The following is a 13,734-nucleotide window of genomic DNA, read 5'->3' as shown; positions in this document are numbered from 1 at the left end:
AAATGGATATCAGCCAGTTACTCCCTCTGGCAGCGCAACTTGTGATTCTGATTGCTCTGTTTCTGGTCGTTGCCCCGCTAAAAAAACGCCTTGATCGTATTGAGACCAATCTGGCTGCACAGACTGCCGAGCAGTCCGAGCACCATCAGTTCAGTGCGGAAACCCTGGACAGTGTCGTTAATGAAATCAAGGATCATTTTGAGATCAGTCTGAACAATCTGCTGCGAGATACCGGTGATATCAATCACAGCCTGAGAGTCAATGGCGAGCAGAGCCAGCGTGCCCTGGAGTTACAGGAGCTGGTGTTCAGCGAGATATCCGGTGGCCATGCGCATATCAAGGACCTGTTGTCCGCCAATCTTCGCAATCAGAAAAAACTGGCTGAAGAGATGGCCCGGACATCCATTAACGCATTCCGTAATGCCAGCGCGCAGACGCACTCCGATGTTCAGCAAGCATTTGCAGCACAGGATAAGGCCTTGCTCAAATTGAGTGATTCTTCCCAGCGTATGCTGAGTAGCACAAGTGCGCATTTTAATGAAATGAGCAAGGAAGTGGCGACGCTCAAGAAAGCGGTGGCAGCGATGCTTAATATCCAGCGCAAGGCTGATCAGATGCTGGAACCGCTGTCGGCACAGCAACAACAGCAGCTGACGCTACTGAACCTGGTACGCGAGCAGCAGCTCCGACAGCGGGAAATTATCGATGCGGAGATGACCATACTGACCGATCTTAATCACTCCTTGCAGCTGCAACGCCAGCAGCTGGATGACTTGGGCGAGAATGGCAGTGTGGCCGCTGCCGTGCTGAACAACCTGCAGCGTAATCAGCTGGAAGCCACCACTTTCGAGCGCCGCTATACGGCTCTCAGCCAGGAGTTGGCTGAACTGTCCGTTATGATGCAACCTTGGCTGGAATCCCTTTCCGAGCCTTATGCCGCAACGACATTACATCAGGTTCAACCCTCTGTGGTCGTCGAATAACCTGATCTGTCTCACGTTGTGTTTGACATGGTTTTGTAATAATCATTGGCCGGTCTTACTGATCAGGTTCTGCCTCCTCTTATCCATGTCCGCTGTATGTATGCTGTTTGATCTGCATGTCGTTGCCATACAGGCAGGTGCCTGGTCGCGGCATCACGCCGTTTCAGTTTCCAATACATCTGGATATGCCGGGTAGTCCTGTTCCGTGGATTCAGGATAACCGCCAGTGCCCGTGTTGGAGATCATCACTGCAGGTTGCTGTTCCTTTTTATGGTCAGAACGCATGAAAACCAGACAATACCATTGTTGTAGGAGACAACTCTTATGTTGACCAGTGCCAGAAATCAATTAGTTGGGAAAGTCCTCCAGGTTCGTGGTGGAGCCGTTAATGATGAAGTGGATATCGCCCTGAATGATCAGGATGTGGTGGTGGCGATCGTCACCAGTGAAAGCACCAACAAGCTTGGATTAACGGCGGGCAAGGAAGTAACGGCCTTGATCAAATCCAGCCATGTGATGCTCAGTACCGATCTGGATCTATCCATCAGTGCCCGTAACTTGCTCAAGGGCGAAGTATCGGCAGTGCGTCACGGGGCGGTGAACTGTGAAGTGGACGTGACGTTGCAGGGCGGTGGTGAACTCGTTGCCATTGTTACCGAAGGCAGTATCAACAAGCTGGGGATCCAGGTCGGTACCCCTGTCTGTGCTTTCTTCAAGGCCAGCGCTGTTATTCTTGCTGTTTGAATTAACGGGCTAACCAGCCAGCCTGAACCAGTCGTACTGGCTGGTATTTCCCCACAGAGGTCTGGCGCTGTTTTCAGCGGTAGACTTCGCCTTTTTTTACCGCCTTGTCTGGTCGGGTTTTAAAGCGTTTGTGCAACCACAGATACTGCGACGGATGTTGACGCAGTTGCTGCTCGATAAAGGCATTGGCAACCCGTGCGTCTTCGATATCATCCCCGCTGGGAATCGGCAGTGGCGGGTGTACGGTGATATCGTAGCCGGAGTTGTCATGGCGGCGAAAGTAGGTGACTGGCATCACGGTCGCCTTGCCGGCTCTGGCAATGCGGGAAGTGGCGGTAATCGTGGCCGTCGGAATCCCGAAAAAATCCACAAAAACACTGTTCTTGCGGCCAAAGTCCTGGTCTTGCGCGTACCACAGCGCCTCACCTTGTTTGAGGCAACGAATAAAGGCACGGATATCCTTGCGGGTATAGCAGCCGCTGTAGAGTTTCTGGCGGCGCTGTTCCATCAACCAGTTCATCACTGGATTGTCCTGGGGCCGGTAACTGACATTGACCGGTACCTGGGTGACAAACAGAGCCCCGGCAAGGTCGAGCATGGAGTAGTGCGCTCCCAGCAATAACACCCCCTTCCCGGCGGCCAGTTCTGCCTTGAGCTGATCAAAGCCATGAAAGTGGGTACGGCTCAGCAAATAGTCCGGCCGCCGAAACCAACCGATCAGGGTTTCCATCAAGCCAATGCCGTTGTCGATAAACACCTGTCGCGCCAGTTGCGCCTGTTGCTGTGGGGTTTTCTCCGGAAAGCAGAGACCGATATTGACTCTGGTGATGTGGCGGCGACTTTTGCCCACCTTGTACAGTAACAGTCCCAGCGTTTTACCAATCATCAGCTGGAGACGGTAGGGCAGATAAGTCATGGCGACCAGCAGGCCAACGCCACACCAGACTGGCCAGTAGCGAGGATGTAACAGGTGCTTGGGAGGCATGGATATTCTCTTTCGACGTACGGAAGGTCCGGCAAGGGCTGCCGGACCCAAGGATCAGTGTAGACGCTGTATCAGCGCTGGTTGAGCCAGTTCATATACGCATGGACACCGGTTTTGACATCGGCGAAGGCCTGGTCATACCCGGCTGCCCGCAAGGCACTGATATCAGCCTCGGTAAAGCTTTGGTAAGCGCCTTTAAGGTGATCTGGAAACGCCATGTATTCTTTACGGGCCGGGTTGCCTTGTTCCTGGTGCCAGTCGATCACGGCATCAGCGACGTCATTAAAGCTCTGGCACTGGCCGGTACCGAGGTTGAAAATACCGCTTTGATCCGGGTTGGCCCAGAACCACAGGTTAACCTTGACGACGTCTTCGACAAACACAAAGTCACGGCGTTGTTCACCATCGGCATAACCGTCACAACCGGCAAACAGTTTGCACACGCCATTGGCTTGAATCTGGTTATTAAAGTGAAAGGCGACCGATGCCATGCTGCCTTTGTGATGTTCACGGGGGCCATAAACATTGAAGTAACGGAAACCCACCACCTGACTTTGGAACTGTTCCGGCGATGTTGCCCGTAGCTGACGGACATACTGGTCGAATTGCCACTTGGAATAGCCATACACGTTCAGTGGCTGCTCGAAGCTGCGCTCTTCCTTGAAAACGGCACTGCCACCATAGACTGCCGCACTGGAGGCATACAGAAAAGGAATACGTTGTTCGAGGCAGGCGTGTAACAGGATTTTGGAGTATTCGTAGTTGTTCTCCATCATGAACTTGCCGTTCCACTCGGTGGTTTCGGAGCAGGCGCCCTCGTGGAAAATCACGTCAACGTCGTCGAGCAGGCCGTCATCCAGCTGTACCCGCTGGATAAAGTCATCCTTGTCGAGGTAATCAGCAATATCGCAGTCAGCGAGGTTGTAGAATTTCTTGCCGTCGGTCAGGTCGTCGACCACGATAATGTCGCTGCGGCCCTGTGCGTTCAGGGTTTTGACAATGTTGGCACCGATAAAACCAGCCGCGCCGGTAACAATGATCATGACTTGCTCTCCTCAGAATTCTGAATACGTTTGACAATGGCACTGGTGGAACAGTTGTCTTTGAAGCTAAGAATAATGACGTCACCGCCGTTGTCCTGCACACAGTGACCGCCAGCAATCTGATCAACGGTGTAATCGCCGCCCTTGACCAGAATATCCGGTAGCAAGCGGCAAATCAGACGCTCTGGTGTGTCTTCGCTGAACGGCACTACCCAGTCAACGCTTTCCAGGCCAGCCAACACCGCCATGCGGTGATCGATTGGATTGATCGGCCGGGTCGGGCCTTTCAGGCGGCTGACGGATTCATCGGCATTGACGGCGACCAGCAGCCGGTCTCCCAGGGCCTTGGCTTCTTTCAGGTATTGTACGTGACCCGGATGCAGGATATCGAAGCAGCCATTGGTCATCACCAGGGTTTCACCCCGTGAGCGCGCTTCTTCTACCTGAATGGCGAGGCTGTCTTCGTCGAACATTCCGGCACCCTGATGATTTTCGCTGCGCAATTCGATACGCAGTTCTTCGGTGGTTACGGTCGCGGTGCCGAGTTTGCCGACGACAATACCGGCGGCGGTGTTGGCCATCAGTGTTGCCTGGCGCAGGTCACAGCCTGCGGCCAGAGAGGAGGCCAGCACCGAAATCACCGTGTCCCCGGCTCCGGTAACATCAAATACTTCTCTGGCCCGGGTGGGCAAATGGAACGGCTCCTGATGTTTGACAATCAGGGTCATGCCTTTTTCACTACGGGTGATCAGGATGGCATCGAGGTCATGGGCCTCGATCAGCGCTCGCCCTTTGGCGACCAGTGTGTCGTCGTCCGGGCAGGGGCCGACCACCGCTTCAAATTCACTCAGGTTGGGGGTGATCAGGCTGGCGCCGCGATAACGTTCAAAATCAGTGCCTTTGGGGTCGACCAGCACCGGGACATTGGCCTGGCGAGCGGCACGAATCAGGCGTTGCGGGTTGCTCAAGGCGCCTTTGCCGTAATCTGACAGTATCACGACTTGCGCCTGGCTGAGCTGCTGGTCGTAGGTTGCACACAGCGTCGACATATCGGTGCTGTGAAAAGCCTCTTCAAAATCGAGCCGGATCAACTGTTGCTGGCGACTGATAATGCGCAGCTTGGTAATGGTGGGGTGGCAGGGGTGCTCGAGAAAGTGACAGGCGACCCCGGACTGTTGCAGCAGGCCCGACAGCTGACGGCCATTCTCATCGTTGCCGGTAACGCCCAGCAGCACGGCATTGGCACCCAGGGTGGCGATATTGAGGGCTACGTTACCGGCACCACCGGCACGGTTTTCGATGTCCTGGATTTTAACCACAGGCACCGGCGCTTCCGGAGAAATACGGGAAGTTGGACCTTGCCAGTAGCGGTCCAGCATGACGTCACCAAAGACAAGCACCTGGGCTTGATGGTAGTCCGGAACGTTGGTATTCATTGTAATTTGCGCACTAAAAAAAGAGCGCTGAGTCTAGCACAATGGCTTGTTGTGCTACCATTCCTGCCCCTGTTCCCGCTAGAGAACTCACTTGTGGCACGGCTTGGCTATACTGTTTTTCTGACCCTGATAACGCCGATTCTGCTGGCCCGCCTCTGGTGGCGTGGCCGCAAGAATCCAGGTTATCGCCAGCGTATTGTTGAACGTTTTGGCGCCGTCACTCCCTTGCCTCTCCGTGGAGCCATTTGGGTGCATGCGGTATCGGTGGGGGAGACGCTGGCTGCTGCCCCGCTGATCGAACAACTGTTACGGCAGTATCCGCAGCGCACGATCTGGATCACCAGTACCACCCCAACCGGGGCGGCGCAGGTCGAACGTCTGTTCGGTGACCGGGTCCGGCGCAGTTTTATGCCGTACGACTTGCCGTTGTGCTGGTGGCTGTTTTTGCGACGTACAAAGCCTGACTGTCTGGTGGTGATGGAAACTGAATTATGGCCCAACCTGTTGGCCTGTTGTCAGCAGCGGGGCGTACCGGTGCTGCTGGCCAACGCCCGTCTGTCTGAGCGCTCGGCCCGCGGATATGCCCGCTTGTCTGCACTGACCCGGCCGATGTTGCAGCGCCTGACACACGTAGCGGTGCAGCATCAGGTGGATGGCCAGCGGTTGCTGGATCTCGGTTTGCCGCCATCCCGGCTGAGTGTCTGCGGCAGTATCAAATACGATGTGGTGGTGCCGGCCGGGCTGGATGAGCAGGCCGCGGCCTTGAAGCAGGGCTGGGGCAAGCAACGACCAGTGGTGTTGCTGGCGTCCAGCCACGATGGTGAAGAAAGCCTGATGTTGGCTGCCATGACATCCTGGTTGCAGCGCTGGCCAGAACTGTTGTTGGTGCTGGTGCCGCGTCATCCGGAGCGCTTTGGGCCGGTGGCGCAAGCGTGTCTGGAGCAGGGTTTTACGCTGGCGCAGCGCAGCACCCAGGCTCCTGGCAACGATGCACAGGTTTATCTGGCTGACAGTATGGGCGAAATGCTGCTGTTGCTGGCGGCCGCCGATGTGGTGGTCATGGGTGGCAGTCTGGTGCCGCGCGGCGGTCATAACCCGATCGAACCGGCGGTGCTGGGCAAGCCGGTACTGATGGGGCCGCATTATTTCAATTTTCAGACGGTGGTGGATGAGCTGGTGGATATTGGGGCGGTACAGCTGACGACCGCTGCCACCCTGGCTGACGATGTTGCGTTGCTGCTCGATCACCCGGAGCAGCGCCAACAAATGGGCCTGGCGGGGTACAACCAGGTGCAACAGAATCAGGGAGCGGTAGCCCGGCTTGTTGCGAATGTCGCAACGTTGCTGTCAGACAATGCGCATTAAATACGCAGTGTCTGACGGATATAAGCGGTTGACCCGGGTCAGTCGCTGTTTTCCAGCTGCTCTGTCAAATCCATCCATTCCATTTCGACATCTTCCAGCTTGCTTTTGGTCTCTGCCTGTTCGGCCAATCGCTGTTTGAGTTCCTGTTTGCGAGCATCTTCGTACAGGCTGCTGTCTGCCAGCGTTGTTTCGATTGCGGTGAGCTGTTGCTGCAGTTTTTCCATCTGTTTTTCTGCGGCTTGCTGCTGTTTGCGTAGTGGTGCCAGACGCTGGCGGCGGGCGGCATCCAGACGTTTCTGCTCCTTGCGATCAACCGTTGTGGCCGGGCTGGCACTGTCCGGTGCGGCGGCCGGACTGCTGGTGTCCCACTGTCCCCGGGTGTTGAGGTACTGGTGGTAGTCGTCGAGATCGCCATCAAACTCCTGCACCTTGCCGTGATCAACCAGCCAATATTCATCGACACTGGCTTTGAGCAAATGACGATCGTGGCTGACGATCAGAATGGCACCGGGGAAGTTCTGCAGCGCCAGCGTCAGTGCCTCGCGCATCTCGATATCCAGATGGTTGGTCGGTTCGTCGAGAATCAGCAGGTTGGGTTTCATCCAGGCGACGCAGGCCAGCGCCATACGGGCTTTTTCACCGCCGGAGAAAGGTTCAATCACTTCCAGGGCACGGTCGCCATGAAAACCGAACCCACCCAGGAAGTTACGAATTGACTGCTCGCTGGCCTTGGGTTTCAGCCGTTGCAGGATCAACATCCCCGACGCTGAGGTGTCGAGGGATTCGAGCTGGTGCTGGGCAAAATAACCGATATGCAAATGCTCGCCCCGGGTACGTTCACCGGCCAGCAAGGGAATCTCTTCACAGAGGGTTTTTAACAGGGTGGATTTGCCCGCGCCATTGGGGCCAAGCAAGCCGATGCGGTCACCGGGCACAATGGAAAGGTTGACGCCAGGAAGCAGCGTTTTGGTGTCATTGGCTTGCTGATAACCGAGGTCGGCCTGTTTCAGCGTCAGCAACGGGCTGGACATTTGTTCATGACAGGGAAATTCAAACCGGAATGGCGAGTCAACATGGGCCGGTGCGATCAGCTCCATGCGCTGTAATTCTTTCAGGCGGCTCTGGGCCTGCTTGGCCTTGGATGCCTTGGCGCGAAAGCGGGTAACAAACTTTTCGATTTCTTCAACACGGGTTTGCTGTTTTTCGAACAGCAGTTGCTGCTGGGCCAGCTTTTCTGCCCGGATCCGTTCGTAAGCGCTGTAATTGCCAGGGTAAAGCGTCAGCTTCTGCTCATGCAAGTGGACAATATGATCGGCCACGCCGTCGATAAAATCGCGATCGTGAGAGATAAACAACAGGGTGCCGGGATATTTGCGCAGATAACCTTCCAGCCACAGGGTAGCCTCGAGATCCAGGTGGTTGGTTGGTTCATCCAGTAACAGCAGGTCGGAGGGCATCATCAGTGCCTGAGCCAGATTCAGACGGATACGCCAGCCCCCGGAAAAATCTTTCACTGCCCGTTGCAGGTCGGCCTGGTTAAAACCAAGACCATGGAGCAACTGCTCAGCCTTGACGGGCACTTCGTAGCCCTTGTGCTGGTCCATGCGGTCGAGCCAATGGGTCAGCTGATGGTCATCGGCGGCGTTGGCAATGCCGGCTTCTATGGTGCGATAGGGCTTGTCACCATCGATGGCGTAGTCGAGGGCGCTGCGTTCGCTGGCGACGACTTCTTGTGCCATATGGGAAATTCGCCACTTGCCGGGAATTTCCAGATCACCGCCATCGACGGTCAATTCGCCGTTCAGCAGTGCAAACAGAGTGGATTTTCCCGCGCCGTTGGGACCGATCAGGGCCAGTTTCTGGCCATCATGGATGCGCAGGCTGGCATCTTTCAACAGGGTTTGCGTACCCCTTTGCAGGGAAACCTGATTAAATTCAATCATATTCGACAGTGACTAAAGGTAGCGGCAATGGCGGCGCAGTGTGCCACAGAATCTCTGGACAACCCACTGTGGCAATTCGCCCAGCGGTTTTACCAGATGAATAATGTTGAGCAGCGATTGCTTGAGATACAAGAAGATGGCGGAGATGTACTGCTGGTTTTGGCGGCATTATGGCTGGCCAGTGAGTGGCGTGCCTGGCCTGAGGATGAGCCGTTTGCTCAGCGTCTGGCCGGTTATCTGGGGTGGAGGGACAGCGTCATCCGGCCGTTACGGGGCATACGGACCCTGCTACCCAAAGGCTCGTTATCCACAGCGCCAACAAACGATCGCTTTGCTGGCGAGTTCCGCCAACGGGTCAAGGCACTGGAGCTGGAGGCCGAGCAGTTTGGCCTGGCTGGTTTGTATCAGTTGCTGGAGGAGTTCGCCGGGGCGTGTCCTGAGGAAGAAAGCCTGGTTGATTGTGTGATGGAAAATCTGGCATTGCTGCCAGATTGGCCGCAACCGGATCGGGATGACGATTCGCCAGAACCCTTGATCGACGCTCTGGAAGCTTATCTTGAGCAGCAATCATGACATGGTTTCTGTGATGATGCCGGGAGTGTGTCATGGCGATGGCTTGTCAGCCTGGTAATGGCTGCCGGGAGAAGACTTGGTGCGGGTACTTTCCAGCCATTGCAGCAGGACTTCCCAGTGAGCCAGGTCTCTGGCATCCGCCAGCGGGTCATCAATGATGCCTTGGCCCAGTTCGCTGGTTCTGACATAACGCTGGGTGTCCCGCAGGGTGGTGATAAAGGGAATGCCAAGGCTTTTCAGAAACAGATTCAGCTTGGTATAGATCAGGGTATTTTGCCGGGTGCGATTGGCGACGACGGCAATCGCCCGGGGGGATTGGCGGAACACCGGTGACAGCATAACGTCCCGAATAAACGTGGTGGCCGCCCGAATATCAATGGCGGACGGCAAGACTGGAATAATCACCGCGTCACTTTGGCGGATGCGATCGCCAAGGGCATGGCCGGTCAGCCCGGCCGGTGTATCGATGATCATCATGGCGGTATTGCTCGGTACCCGCATTTCCCAACTGCGAGTGGCGGTCGTCTGGCTGCGGCGGGTGGCACAGACGCCGGTAATCGTGGGCAAGTGATGACCCCGTGCCTTGAGCCAGTCACTGGCGGAGGCTTGTGGGTCATAGTCGATCAGGGCGGTGTGAAGCTGTCGGGCAGCAAAAAAACTGGCGAGGTTGGTAGCGAGCGTGGTTTTGCCACAGCCGCCTTTGGCATTGGCAATCAGTACGCGAAAGGGTTTTTCATGACGAGTGATTCGTACATCGCTACCCTGGCCTGATGCCGTGCGGTCACTTGAGGAGGAAGCGGTTGCGGGAGAGGTCTGTAACACAGTTGGTTCTCCTTCTGCTGATCGTTGTGCCAGTGCTTCCGGGACTGGATATCAGTCACTCGGAGTTTCCCTGCGAGGCACTTATACATTCAAGTATCGGTTACAATAGTTAACGGACAAAACGAACATCAAAGGATGGTCAAATGCTAAAAGCCAGAATACTGATTCCACTGGCGATCATACTGGTGAGCGTGTTTATGACACCTTACTTTCTTAACCGTTCTGACGGCAAGCCTTTGGTATCGATGGGGGAGAGTGTTGATTCAACCTTATCGACGATGACCACTCGGAAAACCTACTATAAATGGCAAGACGCCGAAGGTATCTGGCATTTTGGTGACGAGGTACCCGAAGGAGTGGCTGTGATTCCGGTGACGGTGGATACGGCGGCCAATATTCTGCAACATTTTGATATAGGGACGGAGCCGGAGATCCACAGCGAGGCACGGGCGTCGACCGCTGCAGATGACGTTGATCGGGTACAGCCGGGGCTTGAGGCGTTGTTTAATCCCAAGGCCGCTGAACAGGCCCTGAATGATGCCAAGGCTGTGCAAGGACTGCTGGATGCCCATAATGCCCAGATAGAAAGCATGACGCGTTAGCCTGCGAAGTGGGTCGAAAAGTGGGATGGGAAGTGGTACGGGGATGGAACCTGGAACAGTGTAACGACGGGTGGCCGACTCTTGACGGTTGCAAGAAACAAGCGACAGGGCGTCGAACCCGGTCAGTGGATTCGACGCGCTATGTTGTTATTCAGTAACCGATTCGCGATGAGCAGTGTGCAGGCGTTCGATCAGCTGATCTTCCAGTTGAAAGCGTTCTTCCAGTATTTCTCCCAGGTGAGACAGATCTTCCGACAGCTTGGTCAGCTGCTCCAGATTGCAGGAATGATCATAACGATCGTTGAAGTCCACACACTGGGTCGTCAATTGGTCGAGACGAGGAACCAGTTGCTGGGCAAATTCGAGGCTGCCATCGGCATATTCCCGCGCTTCGACCATCAGGCGCTCGTAAATTTCAAAATGGCCAGCGGAGCAGTAATCCATCATCGCCTGACAAAAATTCTGTACCAGCTCGGCCAATGGGGTTTCTTCGTGAGACAGCGGTTTGACACTGGAAAGGTGGCAAAATTTGACAATTAACGCCTGTCTCCCGTTCAGCCAGCTGTCGATCATCTTGTGGACGCCACCCCAGCGTTCTTTGGCAGTGTTGACTCGTTCTAACATACGGCACTCCTGTCTGTGATCGTGAGTCTGTCCCCGGTGCTTGTAACGGAACAGGGAACAGCCTCCGCTGGCATCAAAAGCCAGCTCTGGCGCGACCAATATAGGCAAGGTTAAAAGCTCTGTGCAAGTGGCTTTTTCAACAATTGCCACTTGCTATCCGCCATGGTTCTGCTTATCGCTCAGGCCGCTCAGGCTTTCCGCCCATTACTGCGCCATTTGGCGATCAGGGTGATCAGGCTGATGATCGCAAACACAATAAAGAACAGCCGCGTCCACTCCGGCATGCTCATGCCCCAGAACATCCAGGAAATATCCGCGCAGTTGCCGTTGCCGTGCAGCATGATGTTGATCAGCTCATTCATGGGCAGGGTTTCGAGCAGGTAGTCAAAGCTGGGACCGCAGGCAGGGACTTCTTCTGGCGGCAAGCCTTGAATCCAGATGTGGTGGTTGGCTACCACGGCTCCAAAAACAGAGGCGCCGGTGGTCAGGGCCAGTGCCAGCCGTGACATCCAGCGAAAGCCGTCAAAAATAAAGGCCAACAGGCAGCCAATACCGATCAGCAGGGTCGCCAAGCGTTGCACAATACAGAGCGGACATGGCTCCATATAAAGCACAATCTCGAAGTAATAGGCTGCACCAAGCAGGGCAGCACAGATCAAAAATCCGGCCAGATAGCCAAAACGCAATAATCTCGGGCTCATGGGGTTGCCTTATGCGAAATCGTGATGATGGGCGAGTGTATCACAGCACTTTGTACGGGAACCGGGTTGTCATTGCGCAAATCTGACACCTGTTATGGCAGCGTCAGATTTGAGTCATGGTTCTTTACGTGCCAAGTGGCTGTGGTGGCGGATGTCAGTCCGCCAGAAGTCGAAAATGTTCCGCCGGATGCAAGCATTCTCGCCCGTTTTCTCTGCCATGTTGGCCAGACCGGACGAGAGTCTTGTTAACGTTGCAGGTAATCGGCAAGAAAGTCTTCGAATGACAGTGTATCGCTGTCTTCGATTTGGGCTTGCTCTTGCAGTGACTGGCGGGCCAGGGCTTGCCAGTGGCGATGAACCTCCGGTGCCAGTGGTTGTGACAGGGCCTTGCGGTGCTGTCTGGCTTGTTGCAGGGTAAATTCGCTGAACTCCAGCTTTTGCTCTTGCAGCGCCGCCAGTACTTTGGCGGATGGCGTATGAGCCGCATCGGCCAGTTTCAGGCGTTGCTGGCCCAGGCTGTCAATATGGAAGCTGTGCTGGTTGGCGCTGTCCATTTGTTGCGCCAGTGCCTGCATGTCATCCAGCAAGGCCAGGCCCCATTGCTGCAGGTTGCGCTCTTGCCCTTGACTGAGCAGCGTCAGGCCCGGCTCCCGGCCGCGCATGACCGTGCGCTGTTGATTGGTCTGTATCTGCAGATATTCGTCATCTTCAATGGTGTCGCTGGACTGCAGCAGGCAGTAACACAAAAACAGATCCATAAACGTCGTTTGTGGTACATCGATGCCAACCGGCATAAAGGGATTCAGGTCGGTGTTGCGGACCTCGATGTATTCGACGCCAAAGGTATTCAGGGCTTCCAGCGGTTTTTCATCGTTTTTGGCGATACGTTTGGGGCGGATGTCGCTGTAGAACTCGTTTTCGATTTGCAGCAGGTGGGTGTTCAGCTGCTGGTAAACGCCGTGTTGATCCTGGACGCCCAGCTTTTCGTAATCGTCGACCTGGACATTAATGGCATCCCCCAGAGTCTCGACGTAATTCTCAACGCTGTTGTAGCACACTCGCAGGCTGGACTGGGCATTGTTCTGATAGCCCAGGTCACTCATGCGCAGTGATGTGGCGTATGGCAGATACAGGGTGTGTTTGTGCAAGGTATCAAGGTTGTGCTCACGGCCGGCGAGAAAGCTGCTGCAAACGGCCGGGGAGGCGCCGAACAGGTACAGCAATAACCAGGAATAGCGCCGGAAGTTACGGATCAGGCCAAAATAGCGACGTGAGATAAAGTCCTGCAAGGATTCGTCTGGCTGGTTATCCAGGGCTTTGAGTATTGGCCACAGTTCGTCGGGCAGTGAAAAATTATAATGAATACCCGCTATACATTGCATGGTACGACCATAGCGGTGCCACAATCCATGACGATAAACATGCTTGAGCTGGCCCAGATTGGAGCTGCCATAGGTCGCAATCGGGATGCTCATCTCGCCTTCCAGAATACAGGGCATGGAGCTGGGCCAGATCAGTTCGGCGTCCATCTGGCTGAAGGCAAAGCGGTGAGCCACATCGAGACAGGCAATGGCTTCATGGCCGCTGCGGTAGACCGGCGTGATAAATTCCAGCAAGGCTTCGGAATAATCCGTGGTGATGCTGGGGTGGGTCAGGGTCGAGCCAAGCCCTGTGGGGTGGGGCTTCTGGCTGATAATGCCATCGTTGTTACAACGCAGACCTTCCTTCTCGATACCGCGCTGCAACCGCGTCAATAGAGCCGCATGTTGCGGATTTTGCAGTAGCGCCAATGCATCGCGATAGGCAGTATCTTGGAAAGCGCGGGGAAGGGTGGTGGTTGCCAAGGTCGTCTCGATTCAGAACAAATGTCGGCGGAGTATAAAAGAAAGCTGGTCGGGTAAGTAAGTCCGGGC

13 protein-coding genes are annotated in these 13,734 nt (G+C 55.3%); 5 read left to right on the top strand and 8 right to left on the bottom strand.

Features of this window, described 5'->3' with window-relative positions:
- Positions 1-2 precede the first annotated feature (2 nt).
- On the top strand, positions 3-983 hold the full coding sequence (locus Q8W32_RS02340) for a hypothetical protein (protein WP_305413533.1): 981 nt from the start codon (positions 3-5) through the stop codon (positions 981-983).
- A 324-nt stretch (positions 984-1,307) separates the two neighbouring features.
- Positions 1,308-1,727, top strand: a complete 420-nt coding sequence (locus tag Q8W32_RS02335; protein WP_303431149.1) for a molybdopterin-binding protein — start codon at positions 1,308-1,310, stop codon at positions 1,725-1,727.
- A 73-nt stretch (positions 1,728-1,800) separates the two neighbouring features.
- Here the strand turns inward: Q8W32_RS02335 and lpxL are convergent, their stop codons facing one another.
- The 3 genes from lpxL to hldE form a co-directional block, all read right to left on the bottom strand.
- A complete protein-coding gene (gene lpxL, locus Q8W32_RS02330) occupies positions 1,801-2,712 on the bottom strand; it encodes an LpxL/LpxP family Kdo(2)-lipid IV(A) lauroyl/palmitoleoyl acyltransferase (RefSeq protein WP_305413530.1) in 912 nt (303 codons plus the stop codon).
- 71 nt (positions 2,713-2,783) lie between these two features.
- Positions 2,784-3,755, bottom strand: a complete 972-nt coding sequence (gene rfaD / locus Q8W32_RS02325; protein WP_305413528.1) for an ADP-glyceromanno-heptose 6-epimerase — start codon at positions 3,753-3,755, stop codon at positions 2,784-2,786.
- The gene (hldE, locus tag Q8W32_RS02320) at positions 3,752-5,191 is read right to left on the bottom strand and encodes a bifunctional D-glycero-beta-D-manno-heptose-7-phosphate kinase/D-glycero-beta-D-manno-heptose 1-phosphate adenylyltransferase HldE (protein WP_305413526.1); all 1,440 of its coding nucleotides are present in this window, start codon (positions 5,189-5,191) and stop codon (positions 3,752-3,754) included. The genes rfaD and hldE overlap by 4 nt, the downstream gene beginning before the upstream one ends.
- Before the next feature lie 93 nt (positions 5,192-5,284).
- Between hldE and waaA the strand changes: the two genes are divergently transcribed.
- Positions 5,285-6,556 carry a lipid IV(A) 3-deoxy-D-manno-octulosonic acid transferase gene (waaA, locus tag Q8W32_RS02315; protein WP_305413524.1) on the top strand — a complete coding sequence of 424 codons (1,272 nt, stop codon included), beginning with the start codon at positions 5,285-5,287 and terminating at the stop codon, positions 6,554-6,556.
- 38 nt (positions 6,557-6,594) lie between these two features.
- On the opposite strand, the gene Q8W32_RS02310 is transcribed toward waaA, so the two are convergent.
- Entirely contained in the window at positions 6,595-8,499 is a 1,905-nt protein-coding gene (locus tag Q8W32_RS02310) for an ATP-binding cassette domain-containing protein (RefSeq protein WP_305413521.1), read from the bottom strand.
- A gap of 27 nt (positions 8,500-8,526) precedes the next feature.
- Here Q8W32_RS02310 and Q8W32_RS02305 point away from each other — a divergent pair, with 27 nt between their 5' ends.
- On the top strand, positions 8,527-9,072 hold the full coding sequence (locus Q8W32_RS02305) for a TIGR02444 family protein (protein ID WP_303431142.1): 546 nt from the start codon (positions 8,527-8,529) through the stop codon (positions 9,070-9,072).
- 30 nt (positions 9,073-9,102) lie between these two features.
- Here Q8W32_RS02305 and Q8W32_RS02300 read toward each other — a convergent pair whose 3' ends face one another.
- Positions 9,103-9,894, bottom strand: coding sequence for a ParA family protein (locus Q8W32_RS02300; RefSeq protein WP_303431141.1), 792 nt, complete (start codon positions 9,892-9,894; stop codon positions 9,103-9,105).
- A 143-nt stretch (positions 9,895-10,037) separates the two neighbouring features.
- Here Q8W32_RS02300 and Q8W32_RS02295 point away from each other — a divergent pair, with 143 nt between their 5' ends.
- Positions 10,038-10,496 (top strand): DUF4124 domain-containing protein, encoded by a 459-nt coding sequence (locus Q8W32_RS02295; RefSeq protein WP_303431140.1) that lies wholly within the window; start codon positions 10,038-10,040, stop codon positions 10,494-10,496.
- Positions 10,497-10,643: 147 nt separating this feature from the next.
- Here the strand turns inward: Q8W32_RS02295 and rsd are convergent, their stop codons facing one another.
- The 3 genes from rsd to gshA form a co-directional block, all read right to left on the bottom strand.
- Positions 10,644-11,120, bottom strand: coding sequence for a sigma D regulator (gene rsd, locus Q8W32_RS02290; protein WP_303431139.1), 477 nt, complete (start codon positions 11,118-11,120; stop codon positions 10,644-10,646).
- A gap of 188 nt (positions 11,121-11,308) precedes the next feature.
- Positions 11,309-11,821 (bottom strand): disulfide bond formation protein B, encoded by a 513-nt coding sequence (locus Q8W32_RS02285; RefSeq protein ID WP_303431138.1) that lies wholly within the window; start codon positions 11,819-11,821, stop codon positions 11,309-11,311.
- A gap of 245 nt (positions 11,822-12,066) precedes the next feature.
- Positions 12,067-13,665: a glutamate--cysteine ligase gene (gene gshA / locus Q8W32_RS02280; RefSeq protein ID WP_305413517.1), complete on the bottom strand. Its 1,599-nt coding sequence runs from the start codon at positions 13,663-13,665 to the stop codon at positions 12,067-12,069.
- Between the last annotated feature and the right edge of the window lie 69 nt (positions 13,666-13,734).

Source organism: Oceanobacter sp. 3_MG-2023 (genome assembly GCF_030688925.1).
Classification (GTDB): Bacteria; Pseudomonadota; Gammaproteobacteria; order Pseudomonadales; family Oceanobacteraceae; genus Oceanobacter.
This window is presented reverse-complemented; position numbering and strand designations above follow the sequence as displayed.

Coding starts and splice junctions, on each gene's coding strand:
- Q8W32_RS02340 (WP_305413533.1), top strand. CDS start 3: ATGGATATCAGCCAGTTACTCCCTCTGGCAGCGCAACTTGTGATTCTG.
- Q8W32_RS02335 (WP_303431149.1), top strand. CDS start 1,308: ATGTTGACCAGTGCCAGAAATCAATTAGTTGGGAAAGTCCTCCAGGTT.
- lpxL (WP_305413530.1), bottom strand. CDS start 2,712: ATGCCTCCCAAGCACCTGTTACATCCTCGCTACTGGCCAGTCTGGTGT.
- rfaD (WP_305413528.1), bottom strand. CDS start 3,755: ATGATCATTGTTACCGGCGCGGCTGGTTTTATCGGTGCCAACATTGTC.
- hldE (WP_305413526.1), bottom strand. CDS start 5,191: ATGAATACCAACGTTCCGGACTACCATCAAGCCCAGGTGCTTGTCTTT.
- Q8W32_RS02310 (WP_305413521.1), bottom strand. CDS start 8,499: ATGATTGAATTTAATCAGGTTTCCCTGCAAAGGGGTACGCAAACCCTG.
- Q8W32_RS02305 (WP_303431142.1), top strand. CDS start 8,527: ATGGCGGCGCAGTGTGCCACAGAATCTCTGGACAACCCACTGTGGCAA.
- Q8W32_RS02295 (WP_303431140.1), top strand. CDS start 10,038: ATGCTAAAAGCCAGAATACTGATTCCACTGGCGATCATACTGGTGAGC.
- rsd (WP_303431139.1), bottom strand. CDS start 11,120: ATGTTAGAACGAGTCAACACTGCCAAAGAACGCTGGGGTGGCGTCCAC.
- Q8W32_RS02285 (WP_303431138.1), bottom strand. CDS start 11,821: ATGAGCCCGAGATTATTGCGTTTTGGCTATCTGGCCGGATTTTTGATC.